The sequence below is a fragment of the Novosphingobium sp. SG919 genome (assembly GCF_012932495.1).
Classification (GTDB): domain Bacteria; phylum Pseudomonadota; class Alphaproteobacteria; order Sphingomonadales; family Sphingomonadaceae; genus Novosphingobium; species Novosphingobium rhizosphaerae.
The window spans coordinates 298,577-313,794 of sequence record NZ_JABCNG010000001.1; the positions used below are offsets into that span (position 1 = coordinate 298,577).

Annotated in this window: 8 protein-coding genes; 2 read left to right on the forward strand and 6 right to left on the reverse strand. The window is 67.7% G+C overall.

All coding sequences use genetic code 11. The features are described from left to right. Position 1 precedes the first annotated feature (1 nt). The 5 genes from FHT19_RS01395 to FHT19_RS01415 form a co-directional block, all read right to left on the reverse strand. Positions 2-1,015 carry a sensor domain-containing diguanylate cyclase gene (locus FHT19_RS01395; protein WP_169473508.1) on the reverse strand — a complete coding sequence of 338 codons (1,014 nt, stop codon included), beginning with the start codon at positions 1,013-1,015 and terminating at the stop codon, positions 2-4. 10 nt (positions 1,016-1,025) lie between these two features. After that, positions 1,026-3,482 carry a hypothetical protein gene (locus FHT19_RS01400; protein ID WP_169473511.1) on the reverse strand — a complete coding sequence of 819 codons (2,457 nt, stop codon included), beginning with the start codon at positions 3,480-3,482 and terminating at the stop codon, positions 1,026-1,028. Between the two features lie 37 nt (positions 3,483-3,519). Next, positions 3,520-5,784 (reverse strand): hypothetical protein, encoded by a 2,265-nt coding sequence (locus FHT19_RS01405; RefSeq protein WP_169473513.1) that lies wholly within the window; start codon positions 5,782-5,784, stop codon positions 3,520-3,522. Further along, positions 5,781-8,126, reverse strand: a complete 2,346-nt coding sequence (locus FHT19_RS01410) for a GH92 family glycosyl hydrolase (protein ID WP_211184799.1) — start codon at positions 8,124-8,126, stop codon at positions 5,781-5,783. The genes FHT19_RS01405 and FHT19_RS01410 overlap by 4 nt, the downstream gene beginning before the upstream one ends. A 130-nt stretch (positions 8,127-8,256) precedes the next feature. Beyond that, positions 8,257-10,932, reverse strand: a complete 2,676-nt coding sequence (locus FHT19_RS01415; RefSeq protein WP_169473517.1) for a TonB-dependent receptor — start codon at positions 10,930-10,932, stop codon at positions 8,257-8,259. On the opposite strand from FHT19_RS01415, the gene FHT19_RS01420 reads away from it, so the two are divergent. Next, complete coding sequence (locus FHT19_RS01420) at positions 10,931-11,305, forward strand: hypothetical protein (RefSeq protein ID WP_169473519.1); 375 nt, start codon at positions 10,931-10,933, stop codon at positions 11,303-11,305. The two genes, FHT19_RS01415 and FHT19_RS01420, sit on opposite strands and share 2 nt — an antisense overlap. An 82-nt stretch (positions 11,306-11,387) precedes the next feature. Beyond that, positions 11,388-12,131: a copper homeostasis protein CutC gene (locus FHT19_RS01425; protein WP_169473521.1), complete on the forward strand. Its 744-nt coding sequence runs from the start codon at positions 11,388-11,390 to the stop codon at positions 12,129-12,131. 48 nt (positions 12,132-12,179) lie between these two features. Here the strand turns inward: FHT19_RS01425 and galA are convergent, their stop codons facing one another. Further along, positions 12,180-15,158: a beta-galactosidase GalA gene (gene galA / locus FHT19_RS01430; RefSeq protein WP_248290222.1), complete on the reverse strand. Its 2,979-nt coding sequence runs from the start codon at positions 15,156-15,158 to the stop codon at positions 12,180-12,182. Between the last annotated feature and the right edge of the window lie 60 nt (positions 15,159-15,218).

Below are 15,218 nucleotides of genomic sequence, written 5' to 3' on the forward strand. Positions count from 1 at the left end.
CTCAACCCGCCAGCGCGCGGCGGCGCTGCTTTTCGCGATACATTTCGGCATCGGCCAGGCGCAATGCATCGTCGGGCGTGGCGGCGCGCGGGTCCACGCTGATCATCCCCAGGCTGGCACCGGGATAGTCGAGGACGCTGCCCGCCAGGTCGAACCGCCCGCATAGCAGCGGCGCCAGGCGCCCCCGCCAGGCCTGGATCGCGCCCGTGGCGTCGCTATCGAGCGGCGCGCCCAGGCCGATCACCACGAATTCATCGCCGCCCAGCCGGCCGACATGATCGGTGCTGCGCAGCCCGGCTTTCAACCGCTCGCCGATCGCGATCAGGAAGCGGTCCCCGGCATCGTGGCCATAGCTGTCGTTGATCAGCTTGAACCCGTCGAGATCGATGAACGCCACCAGCACCCCGCGCCCAACCCGCGCCGCCATGGCAAACAGGCCATCCATTTCCTTGAGAATGGCGCGGCGGTTGGGCAGCCCGGTGAGGGGATCGGTGTGGGATTGCCGCTCCAGTTGGCGATTGGCGGCGTGCAATTGCACAAGCAGGTCTTCGCGCTGGATCTGGCGCAGGATCAGCGCGCCGAACAAGGCCAGGATCTGCCGCCCTTCCTCGGTCACGGGCGTGGGCGTGCTGCTGGCGGCGCACAGCGTGCCGATCAGCGTGCCATCCTCTTGCCGCAACGGGGTGGTGACATACGTGCAGATGCCCAAGGCGCGCGCCGCCTCGCTTTCGGGCCAGCAGGCGGCGGCATCGGTGCAGACCAGGTGCCCCTGGTCCAGCGCGCGCTTGCACAGCGTATCTTCCCAAGGGACCGACAGGTTTTCGGGAATTTTCATCGCCTTGGCATTGCTGGCATAGAGGACGGTCTGCACGCCCGCCACCTCGTCCACCCGCGTGAGATAGGTGCTTTCCAGCCCCGTCACCTTGTGCAGCAGGTCCAGCAACGGCCGAGTCAGTTCCTCGGTGGTGGCGGCACCCGCAACGGTTTCGGAAAGGCGGCTGAAAAGGCTGTCCATCGCGCGAGCCTCAATTCATCGGCAGGGTGACCCGCGCCTGGGGCGCATCGCGCAGGCGCAGGTGCAGTGCGCCATCGGCCGGGCGCGGCACTTTCAGGCTCGATCCGGTAAAGCCGGGCTGCACGGTCACCGCGCGGGCGAAATCGCCATCGGCACCCACTGCGTCGAGCAGGAACAGGTTGCGCCCGGTCAGCGTGCAGGGCAGCGATCCGCCGCTGTCGCAGGCAAGGCCCGTGATGCGGGGCAGGCGGGCGAGCGTGGCCAGCGGTTGCCAACTGCCCAACTGGCCATCGCCCTTGACCAGGCGAAAGCGCAATGGACCAAAGCTGGCCGGGGGCAGATCGGCCGCGCGCATCGTGGCGACGAACACGGTGGGATCGCTGGCCATGAGGCCCTTGGCCGTGGTCAGGCGCAGGCCGGTCTGGCTGCTGGCCGGGGCCACCTCGATCGCGTCGTCGTTGGCAAGCTTGGTGTTGGCCCCGGCGCGCACGGAAAAGACCAGTTCGGCGTCTTCGGGCAGCAGGTCGTCGGCGGCAAAGCGCAATGAACGGATGCCCGCCGGCACCGGCGCGGCATTGACCGTGCGGCCGATCAGGTCGATGCGCGGCCGGGCCGGGCCGATCTTGATCGAAACGGCCTGCACGCGGCCATCGTCCAGCTTGATCTGCGCCTTGGCGGCCGTGCCGGCGTCGCCCGTGCGCGCGCCGTTGGCCGTGCTCAGGTGCAGGCGGTCGATCCGTCCGTCGCGGGTCAAGCCATCGGGCCGGAATTCCACGTCGCCCAGGCTCAGCGCGACCACTTGTTCCAGCCGCTGCCCGGTGATCATCGCCTCGCTGTCGCCGGCGCGGATATCGACCGCGTCGATCCGGCTGGTTTCCGCCCGCGCGCGCAAGGTGACGCTGGCCGGCGTGCCCATGCCCTGCTGGCGCACATCAAGGTGCAATTCGCCGGTCTCGCCTTCTGCCAGCGGCACGGTGACGACCAGGTGCGTGGCATCGACGGCGCGGAACGTGACGCTGCGCGCCACTGCACTGTTGCCCACGCGCAGGCTGACATCTTCGACGCAGCCAGGGGCCGCGCCTTCCAGTGTTACGTCATTGTCGCGCCCGGCCACCAGCGGGCCGCTTGCCCCGGTCGCGGTCTTCCAAGGGCCGCCATCGGGGCGTTGCACCACATAGTCGGGCCCATCGAACGGATCGAATCCCCAGCGGCCGTGCATGTGCATGCCCAGCGTCGCGCCTGGCGGCAGGGCGTCGGCCACCACGGCATAACCGCCCAGGTCGGCGCGCGAGCGCAGTGGAAATTCGCGCGTGGAGCCATCGGGCGCGGTCACTTTCACCGCCATGTCGTGGGCATAGCCGGTGGCAAAGACCAGCGGGGCCCCTTCGACCGGCAGCACCAGGTTGTTGTCGCGCGCGCAGATCGGCCCCTTGGTGGGATTGCGCAGTTGCGGCGGGCTGTCTGCGCCGATTGCCGGCATCGCCATGACCATGACCGACTTGGGCTTGTTGAACGAAGGCGCGGTATTGAGCTTGAGCGAGGCGGTTGGCCCGTGCAGTTCCGACAGGGTGGGCAGGTAGTTGAACTGCGGATTGCTGAACGCGCCGAACACCTTGGCCAGATCGCGCACCACGCCGATATAGGGGCTGTAGACCCCCGCGCCGCCCTGCGTGGTGGTGCTGAGCGAAAGCGCCAGCGTGGTGGGCGCGCCGGTCAGCGTGTCGGTCAGCGAATTGGTGTGGATGTCGCTCAGCACCAGGGTGTCGCGGTCGTCCACCAGGCACGAGGCCTGCTGGTCCACCACTTTCGACAGGCAATCCTCGTTGAGCTTGATCGACAGGCTGCGCGCCAGCGTGGGCGCCATGCGCTTGAGGTCTTCGGGATGGGTGGCATTGTCGCCATTGACCGCGCCGACGAACGCCATGAGGCGCGCATGGTCGAGCGAGGCCTGGTTGAGATCCTGGCTGGCGCGCACGAATTCGCCCGGCTTGCCACGCACCGCATCCACCAGCGTGCCTTGCGCGCCATTGGTTTCGGGCACGATCAGCACCACCATCTGCCGCGCGCCCTTGGGCACGGTCAGGTTCAGCGAATGCTCGGTCGCCTTGTCTTTCCAGGTCCGCGCAACGCCGATCCATTCGCGCGGTGGCGGATTGGTGGCCCCGCGCAGAAACGCCGAAACCACCATCAGGTGCGCGCCCTGGTCGCCCGGCAGCGCGGCCGAAATCGTGAGGGAGTCGCCCTCGGCCAGGCTGGGCACGCTGCCCAGCGGCAGGTCCTGGCCGTTGCGGGTGACGATGACTTTCATATCCGGCCCGATCAGCTCGAACCGGGAATCGGCCGCCTGGGCACCGCCCGACGGCCAGGCGGCAGCCAGCCCGGCCAAAGCCAGTGCCGAAGCGGTCGGTTGAAAACGCGTGAGGCCAGCGGCACGGCAACGGGAGGCAAGGAATCTGGCAAGCATCATCTGCGATTGTGTCCGCTATCGGGGGAAGGTCAAGGCTTTATGGTCCGGTCCACTGCCCGTCACAGCGCAAGGCGCGTGTTTTGCGCAAGAGCCAGGTTTCGGCCACCTGCTGCCCGCGCCCGCCGCCGCCCGCCCCCGCCCGCGCCACGAACGCCAGCGAAAGCCGGCCCCGGCTGGTCAGGCCTGCGGGAATGGGCACTTCGACATAGGCCGGGTTGGCGGCGCGGTTTTGCGGCGGCAGAATTTCCTGCCCGTTGGCCCGGACCGCCATCGATCGCCAGTAATCCTCGCCCGCCCAGGTAAAGCGCAGGCACCAGGCGCCCCCGCGCGGCAGGCGATAGGAGAGGCGCAGCGGATTTTCGTAAAGCGTTTCGGCATAGGTCAGCGTGGCGAGCGGCCAGCCATCGGCGGGCAGGTGATCGGCCACGCCGATGATGCTGCTGGCCCGGCCTTGCGGATCGGCCCGTTCGCCTGCGCCGCGCAGCAGGTGGGGCTGCGCGCCGGGCATGCCCAGATCGTCATAGAGCGCGCCGTGGCGCCGGTCGGCGCGGTCTGCCAGTGCGGCCAGCGCCGCCGCTCGCGCTGGCTCGGTGGGCAGGGCCAGCGCCGCGGCCATGCGCGGGGCGAGCGCCACGCGGTCGGTCAGGTCGGCCATGGCGCGGTCGAGATTGGCGCCGCGTTCCCAGTTGGACGCGCCATAGCGCGGGACGCTGAGCTGCATCCGCGCCTTGTCCCACAGCCGCGCGGCCAGCGCTTCCAGTCGGTGGTACAGCGCCAGGGTGGCGGGCGCTTCGGGCCGGGCAAAGGCGCGGCGGGCTGCGGCAACCGCCCGCGTGCTGCCTGTGCGTGGGGCTTGGGCCAGCGCCGCGCGCGCCAGTGCATCAGCCGCTTGGGCGGCGGCCCAGCGGCGCGCCACCAGGGCATCGTAGACCGCGCGATAGCGGTAGAGGTCGATCCGCCAATCGGCCCAGCGCGCGGGGCGCAGCGCGGTGGTGGCGGCCAGAGTCCGGCCGATTGCGCGATTGCGCGCCGGATCGCTGCGCCAGCCCTGCTCCAGCGCCAGGGGCAGGGCGGCAAAGCGATCGTCGCCGATGAAGCGGCGCGCGTGGGCAAGGGCGATGGCGCGGGGCAGGGCGCGCGGGTTCCACGCCAGGGCCAGCCATTGCGCCAGGTTCCAATCGTCGTTCACCCCTTCGGAATACGCGACGAAGCCACGCGTGCCGGGCGCCTGGTCGGCAAAGGCGGCGGCCATGGCGTGCGGGCGCGGGTTCACCGGCTCGCGCCCTTGCGTCAACGCAAAGGCCGGGTGCCAGCGTTGCAACGGCAGTTGCGCGTGCATGGCGTGGGCGGTGTCGGGATAGAGCTCCAGCGGCACTGTGCCGGCCAGCAGGGCGCGGTGCTGCGCGATGGTGGCGCGGGTCTGCGGCCCGACGAAAACCGCCGAAAGCCAGGGCGGGCGGGCGCGGACTTGCGCCACGAAGGCAGCGAAGCCCTCTGCATCGAAGCCTTGCGAGGATACCAGCATTTCAGCCTGCCGGAACCGCGCATGGAGCGGCACGGCCAGTTGCCCCAGCAGCGCGAACAGCGGCGCGGGCGCCGTGTGCCCCGGATCGCCACCGGGAAAATAGACCGCATCGAGCGCGGGAAAATCTGCGATCAGCGCGGCGAAATCGGCCCGTTCGGCGGCCACGTCCGCCGGTTTGGAGTAATCGCGCAACAGGGGATAATAGAGCGCCACTTGCAAGCCCAGGGCCTGGGCAGCGCGGGCCGTGGCCAGGATTGCGTCGCGCGCGGGCACCGGGGCCAGCGGGCTGGCGGCGGCATCGTCGGAAACGGGGGCAACCAGTTGCACGCGGTTGGCGCCCATCAGCGCCAGGTCTTCCACCTGGCGCGCCAGCATCGCCGGGGTCCAGGCATCGAAGCTGTTGTTCTTGGCGCGGATGCCGATCTGGTCGCCGCGCACAGCCATGGCCGGGGCGCTGTGCACCGGGCCGGAGAGCGCCAGCTGCGTTTCCTGCATGTGGCCAAGGATCCACCCGGCGGCATAGGCGGCGCTGCGGGCCTGGCCCACCTGCACCATGATCGTGCGCCCGTGGCGGCCTATCGCAAAGCCTTCGCCCAGCGCGGGCATGGTTTCGAACCGCAGCGTGACCGGGCAACCGGGCGCGGGATCGATCCCGCGCTCGTGCAGCCGCCGGGCGAGCAGGTCTGCCCCCGCCCGCGCCGGCCCGTCTGCCACCACGCAGGCGCCGGCGATACTGGGCGCCGCCGCCAGCGCTAGCAGAGTGAGCGCGGCGCTCACGAGGCGGCTTGCGGCCTGCCTGCCGGCGCGCTGGCAAAGCGCTTGTCCGGCTCTGCCTGCATGTGGAACACCAGGGTGCCGCCCGCGATCAGTTCGGCATGGTGCAGCCAGCACCGGTCAAGCGGCTGGCCGTTCCATTCCACTTTGCCGTAATAGGGCTTGTCCGGCCCCTGGCCGCGCGCCTCGATCACCAGTTCCTTGCCCGCGCCAACGGAAACGCGTGCTTCGTCGAACAGCGGGCTGCCCAGCACATAGACCGCGCTGACCGGATCCACCGGATAGAAGCCCAGCGCCGAAAGGATGAACCACGCGCTCATCTGCCCGCAATCGTCGTTGCCGATGATCCCGTCGGGCTTGTCGGTGTACATCGTGGTGAGCAGGCGGCGCACCATCGCTTGCGTCTTCCAGTGCGCGCCGCACCAGGCATAGAGATAGGCAACGTGGTGCGAAGGCTCGTTGCCATGAGCATATTGCCCGAGCATGCCCGAAATATCCGGCGGGGCGCCCTTGGGCAGGGTGGAAGGCGCGGCAAACAGCGCGTCGAGCTTGGCCTCGAACCCTGCCTCGCCGCCCATCGCCGCCATCAGGCCAGGCACGTCGTGCTGGTTGAGGAACGTCGCCTGCCAGCCGTTGCTTTCGGTATAGTCGCGCCATTTGGACGAGTGGCCCAGCTGCACCGGGTCATAAGGGCTGGTCCAGCTGCCATCGGACAGGCGCGGGCGGGCAAAGCCCACGCTGGCGTCGAACACATTGCGCCAGTTGCCGCTGCGTTTTTCCAGGTGCGCGGCATCCTGCACCGCGCCGGCGGCCCGCGCGATTTTAGCGGCGGCATAATCGTCATAGCTGTATTCCAGCGTGCGGCTGACGCTTTCAAACAGCAGGTCTGCCGGCACATAGCCCAACTGGTCATAGAGCGGGATGCCCAGCGAATTGTCCTGCGTGGGCGTGGTGAAATCCAGCGCGCGGCGGCGGATGCCGGGCCAGGCGGCGGCGTAATCGGCGGGGATGCCCTTGGCCATGCCTTCGGCCATGACCGGCACCGCATGCCAGCCGATCATGCAGCCGGTTTCCACCCCCTGCAGCGGCCAGACCGGCGGGCCATAGGGGCTTTGCTGGGTCTGGCGGATCAGGTCGGCCATCATCGTGGCGGCGTGGGCCGGGCGGATCAGCGTCTGCAACGGATGGAACGCGCGATAGGTGTCCCACAGCGAATAGGCGCTATAGGCCGCTTCGCCCTGGGCCAGGGTGTGGACCTGGCGGTCGAGGCCGATGGTGCGCCCATCCACATCGCTCAGCAGTGTGGGGCCGAGCGCGGCATGGTATTGCGCGGTCGCCATGATGGTCTGTTGGGCCGCGGTGCCGCCCTTCACGGTGATCCGCGCCAGTTCTGCGTCCCAGGCCGCTTGGGCCGCCTTGGCATAGGCATCGAAATCGAAGTGCGCGGCTTCGGTGGCCAGGTTGGCGCGGGCGCCGGCTACGTCCACCGCCGAAATGCCGGTGCGCACCACGATCGGCGCCGTGCCGGCATCAGGGAACCAGGCCACGGCTTTCAGGCGCTTGCCGGTGATGGCGCGCGTGCCGGGCGGGCAGGGGGCGTTGTCGTCGGCAAAGAAATCGATGCGCGCGGGCGCGCGCGAGAATTGCATGGCGAAATAGATCTGCCGCCCCTTGGCCCAGCGCCACAAGCGGCGCGTGCCCACCAGCGTGCCATCGTCCAGCGATTCCAGCGCGGCGGCATCGATCAGCGGGGGAAAGTCCGAACTGTCCTGCACCAGGTGCGACAGGTCGATCAGCAGGTGCCCTTCGCCAGCGGGATAGGCGTGACGCTGGATGCCGGTGCGCAAGGTGGCGGTGAGTTCGCTGGTCACCCCGTTTTCCAGCGCGACGCGGTAATAGCCGGGCCGCGCGTCTTCGCGGGCATAGCGCAGGCGATAGCCCTGTTCCGGCTTGTCGAGCGGGCCGGGATCGAGCCGCAGCGCACCGCGCGCGGGCACCACCAGCACGTCGAGCATGTCGCCAATGCCGGTGCCCGAAAGATGCGTGTGGGAAAAGCCCAGCAAGGACGCATCGCCATGGTGATAGCCAGAGCACGTGTCCCACCGCGCGGTGTCGGTATCCGGGCTCACCTGCACCATGCCGAACGGCAGGCTGGCGCCGGGGAAGGTGTGCCCATCGCCGCCCGTGCCGATGAACAGATCGGGCGTGCCGGGCGCGCTGCGGCCGCCGCCGTGCCGGCGCGGCGCGGCCAGCGCGGGAGCGCCGGTGCCGGCCAGCAGGGCCAGGTGGCACGAAGCGCGAAGCAGACTGCGGCGGGCCACGGGGAGCTTTGCTGGGGGGATCATGGCGTATTCCATGGCTGGATGATCATGACACGACAATGCCTGCCGGTGCATTGCATCCGGCAGGCATTGCGAGGGGGCGCATGGCAAGGGAGGAAGCATGCCATGCGCCGGCGGGGTCTGGGGTTACGGCTCAGTAAGCGAACTGCAAGGTGGCGGCGAACACGCGGCCGTTCTTGTAGAACGCGGTCGGCGCCGACTTGGTGCCGCTGTACGAGAAGTAGGTGGAGTCGAGCAGGTTCTGGGCATTGGCCTGCACGGTCAGGTTCTCGTTGATCTTGTACCCGATCGAGGCGTCGAGCTGGTGATAGCCGGCGGTCTTGTCCACCGAGTTGAGGCGGCCCACCCCGGTGAAGTAGTCGCTGCGCCAGTTCCAGCTGACACGCGCCTGGAACCCGTCCTTTTCGAAGTAGGGGATCACGTTGACCGTGTGCTTCGACAGGTAGGGCAGGTTGACCACGTTGCCATCGGCATCCACGCCGCTCTTGGCATCGGCGAAGGTGTAGTTGGTGAGAATGCCAAAGCCACCCCAGATCGGCGTCTGGAAGCCCACCGACACGCCGTTGACCTTGGCGTTGCTGGCGTTGACCGGCTTGGTCACCTGGTATTCCTGCGCCGTGGTGCTGCCCAGCGGGGTGAGCATTTCCGACACGGTCTTGGTCACAATGTACGAGCTGATCTCGCGGCGGAAGTATTCCACCGACAGCAGCGAACCGGGGCGGAAATACCATTCGGCCGACAGTTCATAGTTGGTCGACTGATAGGGATCGAGATCCGGGTTGCCGGTGCTCGCCGTCAGGTTCGTGTCGCTGCGGCTGAATGCGCCGGCCAGCTGGGCATAGCGCGGACGGGCGATCACCTGGGCCACGGCGCCGCGCAGCTTGAAGGTGTCGCTGATGTCCCACGACAGGTTCAGGCTGGGCAGGAACTTGAGGTAGTCCTTGTTCGACACCGTGGGGGTATAGGTGTTGCCGCCGTCGGTGGTGGCGTAATAGTTCGACCGGTCGCTGGTATAGACCATGCGATAGCCGCCCGAACCGTGGATCGGGCCCGTGCCGAAGTCGAGCTGGACATAGGCGTTGGCGACCTTTTCGCGCACCTTGTAGGTGGAGCTCTTGTCGATGCCGGTGTCGACATAGATGCCGGCGTTCAGCGCGTCGATCACGCCCTGCTCGGTCAGCGTGGCGAACTGGTTGGAGTTGCCGTTGTCATTGAGGCCGCTGAACAGGCCCGAGGGCGTCAGGTGGGTGGTGAAATCGCTGAGCGAGACCTGGTCGGTGTAGAACACCTTCGAGCCCGTGACGGTCAGCGCGTTTTCGTGGCTGGAGGCCTTGATGCCCATGCGCACGTCCTTGAAGAACGCGTCGCTCACGTCCCACTTGCCGTCGAGCTGGCCATAGAATTCCTCGTCCTTCTGGCGCGAGGTGGCGATGCCGCCGATCTGGTAGCCGGTGATCGTGCTGCCATCGGGCAGGGTCTGGGTGGAGGTGGAGAAGCGGCCCCAGCTGCTCGTGTTCGTCGGCGCGGTATTGTAGTTCACGCTGGTGGACGAGCCGGTGTAGTCGAACGTGTAGCCGCCGTTGGAATAGAGCGACATCAGGTATTCGGGGTTGGTGCCGCCGGTCGCCTTGCTCCAGCCGCCGTTGCCCGACAGCGTGAAGCTGTCGCTCAGGCGCCAGGTGCCCGCCAGGTTATAGCTGTCGTTGGTCACCTTGGTCTTGCGATAGTTCATGTCCAGCTCGGCCTGCGTGCTGGTGCCATCGGCCATCGTCGCCTTGGAGATCAGGCCGTTGGACAGCGTGACCGACGAGATGTTGCCGGGGTTGTAGTTCGGATAGATGAATTCCGACTGCGAGAAGTTGTTGTAGGTGCCCTGGATGTGCATGCCCGTGGCGATCAGCTCGAAATCGCTGCTGGGGGCATACTGGATCGCGAACTGGCCGCCGATGCGCTGGCGCGTCTGCTTGAAGTAGGCGTGGTTGATCCCGGCGGGATAGCGCGAGTTGGCCAGGTCGGAAAGGCTGCCGCCATTGACCTGGAGCGCCGAATTCTTGGGGATGTAGTTGCCGCTGGCGTCGGTCAGCAGGTTGCCGTCGGCATCCTTCTGCAGGAAGTCCTTGCCGGTGGAATAGCCGAAGTATTCGATCCCGGCGCGGGCCAGCGAGTCCTTGTCATAAGTGCCGGCAACCAGGATGCCGAACGTCTCGTCCTTGTTCTTCCAGCTGTACATCAGCGAGCCGCGCGGATTGGCGATCTTGGAGCGGTCGTTGTAGTTGACGCCGATCGAACCGGTCAGCGAGTTCGCCTTCATGTCCAGCGGTTTGCGCGTGCGCACGATCACCGTGCCGCCCAGCGCGCCTTCGTCGATCCACGGTTCGGGCGACTTGTAGACTTCCACGCGCGAGATCACTTCGGGCGCGAGCAGCGAATAGTTGAACGTGCGGCCGGTCACGTCGCCCGGGCTACCGCCCCAGTCGGCCGAGGCGATCGAGTGCCCGTCGATGAAAATGCGGTTGAGCGCCGGATCAGTGCCCTGGATCGACACGCGCTCGCCAATGCCGAACTGGTGGTCCACCGCCACGCCGGGAATGTGCGAAAGCGATTCGGCCACGTTGCGATCGGGGAACTTGCCCACGCCTTCGGCGGTGATCACGTCCATGACAGCAATCGCGCTGCGCTTGACGTCGATCGCGTTCTTGAGCGAGGCACGGATGCCGGTCACGGTGATGGCATCGGCGGGCGTCGCGTCTGCACTGGTGGAAGCGGCGTCGGCGCTGGCCGGTGCGGCGGCCTGGGTGTCCTGTGCCATGGCCGGCGACGAAACGATCGACGCTGCGGTGGTGGCAAGCAGTGCTGCGCGGAAGAATGACATCTTAGAACCCCCAATCCCACCCGGTCGTCCGGGTACGATGCTGTTGAACCCTGAAACGGTGTTTGCTCACCTTGCTGCGGCTGTTCACCTCATTTTGGTTTGTAACCAATCTAAGTCCAACCGCCGTGCAATATGTCACTTAAATGAAACCGCATGTCCACCAAAACTTCACGATCGGCGGCGCGGCACAGCGTTCCGAAATACCTTGAAAAAATGTGGGAAAATTAAGGGGTTCTGCGCAATCTGTGCGATGGGTGGTGCGGCATATCGGCCGCGCCGCGAAAATTTTTTCGGTTTGCCGTGGTCATGACCAAAACAAAGCCACATCAGGCAAGGTGTGATTCGCGGTGCCGGCAGGCATGGCGCAACCGATATGGCGGCAGGGAGGCACGATGCTGGAAGTCTGTGTAGAAGATGCAGCGGGGCTGGCTGCGGCGCTGGCGGGCGGTGCGGCGCGGGTGGAACTGTGTGCCGCGCTCGATCTGGGTGGATTGACGCCGCCCGCCTCGCTGGTGGCCCTGGCGGCACGCCAGCCTTTGCCGGTCCATGCCCTGGCTCGGCCGCGTCCCGGCGATTTCCGCTATGACGCGCAAGACCGCGCGCTGGTGCGGGCCGATCTGACCAGCTTTGCCCAGGCCGGGCTGGCCGGTGCGGTGATCGGTGGTGGTGGGCCTGAAGGCCTTGATTGCGCGGCATTGTCGGGCTGGGTGGCACATGCGCACGAACTCGGTGCCGCCCGTGGCTTTCCCCTTTCGCTTACCCTGCATCGCGTGTTCGACCTGCTGGACGATCCCTTGGCAGGGCTGGAAGCGGCGGTGGAACTGGGGTTCGATCGCATTCTCACGTCCGCCGGCGCTGTCCGCGCGGGCGACGCCGTCGATCGCTTTGCCGCCCTGGTACAGGCCGCGCGCGGCCGCATTGCGATCATGGCTGGCGGCGGGCTGGATCCGGCCGTCGTGGCCGCGTTGCGCGCTGTGGGCGTGACGGAATTCCACGCTTCGTGCCGCGTGGCGGTATCGCGGCCGGGTCCGGATGCAGACCTTGCCCGCCTCGTCGCGCTGGGCTTTGCCGCCGACCAGCCCGCGCGGCGGACTGATCCTGCCCGCGTGGCCGCATTTCGTGCTGCAACAGATTAAAGTGGTATTATAAAGGCATCGTTTTGAAACCGGTGCCGATCGCTTGTCTTACGGGGCAAGATCCACGCTGCCGGTCAGGCCGGCAGGGCGGCCGGTCTCTGCCTGGATCAACACCACGAGTTCGCGCGGCTTGTTGCCCGGCGGTACCGTCACGGCCAGCGCCGCGGGCGCTGGATCGGTCTTGCGCGCCAGCAGCGTGCCATCCAGCCAGATTTCCGCTGCCCCGGCCAGCCCGGCAAAGCGCAATTGCCCGCCACGCGCCGCCACTGCGCGCCATGGCGTGATCGTGGCGCGATAGCTGCGCCAGCCCGCCGGGCCGCTTTCCATGGCTGGCGTGCCCACGGTGTCCCATGAATTGTTGTCGCCCGCCGCCGGGGCCAGGGTGGCATCGGGCCGCGCGGGCAGCCGGGGCGAACGCAGCCAGCGTTCCACGCGCTGGCGCGGTGCCTCTGCCGCCATGGCGGGCGGCGCGGCGCGCGCCTCGCGCGGCAAAGTGAGCCGGGCGGGGGTGAGGCCGGGCGTGTGCGCTTCCAACACCAATGGCACCAGGCCGGCATCGCCCTGGACGATCGCCTGGGCCAGGCCGTTGAACAGGCTGCGCTGGGTGCCTTTCTCGCTTTCGTGGCTGTTGGGATCGCCATTGCCCAACCCGATGATCGCGCCGCCGCGTATGGACAGGCCGATGCCATGTTGCGCCACCGGCACATGGCGGCCACCGGCATCGATCGCATCGATGGTGATCGCCATGGCATCCGCCCCATCGCGCGCCAATGCCGTGCGCGCCGGGGTCAGCCGCAGGGCCATGGGGCGGCCCGCGGTTTCGTGCGCCATGCGCGCCACCACGCGGCCGCCATCAAGGGCCAGCGCTTCGATCCGGCCGGGCTGATAGGGGATGTGGAACGTGTGGCCCATGATCCGGTCCGCCTTGTCCACCCGCGCCACGGTCTTGCCGTTGAGGCGCAATTCCAGTGCGGGCGCGTTGGTCACGGCGAAGACTTCGATCGGTTGCCCTTCGCGGCCGGGCCAGGTCCAGTGCGGATCGATCCACACCATCGGCGCTGTATCCAGCCACTGCGCCTGGCGGATGCCGAACGCGGTCTTGGGAAACCCGCACAAGTCCATGATGCCAAAGAAGCTGCCCACGCTGGGCCAGGCATAGGGCGTGGGTTCGCCATGGTAGTCAAGGCCCGTCCAGACGAACCCGCCCGCCACGAACGGGCGGCTGGCGATGGCCTGCCACGACTGGCGATGCGTGGCGCCCCAGCCTGCCGCTTCCTTGTCCAGCGACGTGATCACGTGGGCGTCGGGCGCGCTGGTGAACGCCCCACGCGTGCCATAGGCGCTGGTGTCTTCGCTGCTCAGCATGGGCTGATCGGGATGCAGCGCGTGATAGCGATCGTAATCGCCCTGGTAATAGTTGAAGCCCATGAGATCGACCGCCTGGCCGACGTTCTCGGGATTGAAGAACCCGCCGCTCATCGCCGCGGTCACCGGGCGGGCCGGATCGAGCCGGCGCACGGCCGCGCGCAGGCGGCGCACCATTTCCTTGCCGGCATGGGTGCCCTGCATCGGTTCTTCGTTGAACACCGACCAGGCAAACACGCATGGGTGGTTGCGATCGCGGCGCACCAGCCATTCCAGCTGCGCCAAATAGTCGGGCGCGGGGTTGAACAGGCGGTTTTCGGCCATGACCAGGAAGCCCAGCCGATCGCACCAGTCCATCACTTCGGCAGAGCAGGCGCCGTGCGTCATGCGGATGGCGTTGCAGCCCAGTTGCTTCAAGCGCTGCAACCGCCACAGCACCACGGAATCGGGCACGGCAACGCCCACCCCGGCGTGGTCCTGATGCAGGCACACGCCCTTGATCTTGGTGGCCACGCCATTGAGGAACATGCCGCGCGCGGGATCGAAGCGGATCTGGCGAAAGCCGATCGCCACGGTGCGGCGGTCGATCACCTGGCCCGTCGCTGGGCCATCGTGTTCCAGTTCCACCACCAGATCGTGCAGCACCGGATCATCGGGAGACCACAGCGCGGGCGCGCCCCGTGGCGCCAGCACCATGCTCGCTTCGGCCTGGTCCAGGCCGGCCACTTGCGCGCTCGCCGTGCCCTGGCACAGCAGACGGCCCTGCGCATCGCGCACCATGGCGCGCACCCTGGCGCCGGCCGGAGCATCGGCAAGGTTTCCCAGCGTGACGGTTATGGGCACCTGCCAGGTGCCGTCGGCCGCCTGCACCGGATGGCCATGCACGCCATCGGCGGCGATATGCAGCGGTGGGCGCACCACCAGCCAGGCATGGCGATAGATCCCGGCGCCTTCGTACCACCAGCCTTCGCGCACGGTGGCATCGGCGCGCACCGCGATCCAGTTGAGATCGTCGCCATAGCGGGCAAACGGGGTGAGATCGATGGTGACGCCGGTATAGCCCGACCACGAATGCGCCACTTCGCTGCCGTTGACCCAGACCGTGGCATGGCTGGCGATGCCATCAAAGCGCAGTTCGAGTTTTTGGCCCTCCAGCGCCGGATCCAGCCGCACGAGGCGGCGATACCAGCCGATCCCGCGCGCGCGATAACCTTGTGAAACATTGGCCGTGCGATCAAACGGTTGTGCGCTGGCCCAATCGTGCGGCAGAGTGACGCTCTGCCAGTCGGATGCATCGAAATCGAGCGCTGCCGCGCCGCTTGCGTTGCCGGCCTTGACGGAAAGATAGGTGGCGTTGTGATCGGCCGGTTCGGGAAAGGGAATATCGCCCAGGTGAAACAGCCAGCCTTGATCGAGCGACAGGCGCCCCGGCTCACCCACCGGCAGGCGTGGCGCGGCGCCGGGCAGGGGCGCGGGCATGCGCAGGCCGCCGGGCAGGGTGGCGGTGGGCGGCAGCAGGCCCCAGGCGGTGTCCGCCGCAAAGGGGCGTGCGGGCTTCGCCTGGCCCGGCGCAACCCAGCCCAGGCCCTGCACCATGGCCCAGCCCGCCACCCCTTTCAGCAGGGTGCGGCGGGATGGCAGGGCACAATCGGCTGGCGGCATGGCGGCGGAGTCCCGGGTTTGGCGGCAAGGGTGGAACAGGATTTACATTGGTAATGTATT

Bases quoted from the DNA above. Each gene is read 5' to 3' on its own strand.
- FHT19_RS01395 (WP_169473508.1), bottom strand. From the start codon at position 1,015: ATGGACAGCCTTTTCAGCCGCCTTTCCGAAACCGTTGCGGGTGCCGCC.
- FHT19_RS01400 (WP_169473511.1), bottom strand. From the start codon at position 3,482: ATGATGCTTGCCAGATTCCTTGCCTCCCGTTGCCGTGCCGCTGGCCTC.
- FHT19_RS01410 (WP_211184799.1), bottom strand. From the start codon at position 8,126: ATGATCCCCCCAGCAAAGCTCCCCGTGGCCCGCCGCAGTCTGCTTCGC.
- FHT19_RS01420 (WP_169473519.1), top strand. From the start codon at position 10,931: ATGGCCGGCGACGAAACGATCGACGCTGCGGTGGTGGCAAGCAGTGCT.
- FHT19_RS01415 (WP_169473517.1), bottom strand. From the start codon at position 10,932: ATGGCACAGGACACCCAGGCCGCCGCACCGGCCAGCGCCGACGCCGCT.
- FHT19_RS01425 (WP_169473521.1), top strand. From the start codon at position 11,388: ATGCTGGAAGTCTGTGTAGAAGATGCAGCGGGGCTGGCTGCGGCGCTG.
- galA (WP_248290222.1), bottom strand. From the start codon at position 15,158: ATGCCGCCAGCCGATTGTGCCCTGCCATCCCGCCGCACCCTGCTGAAA.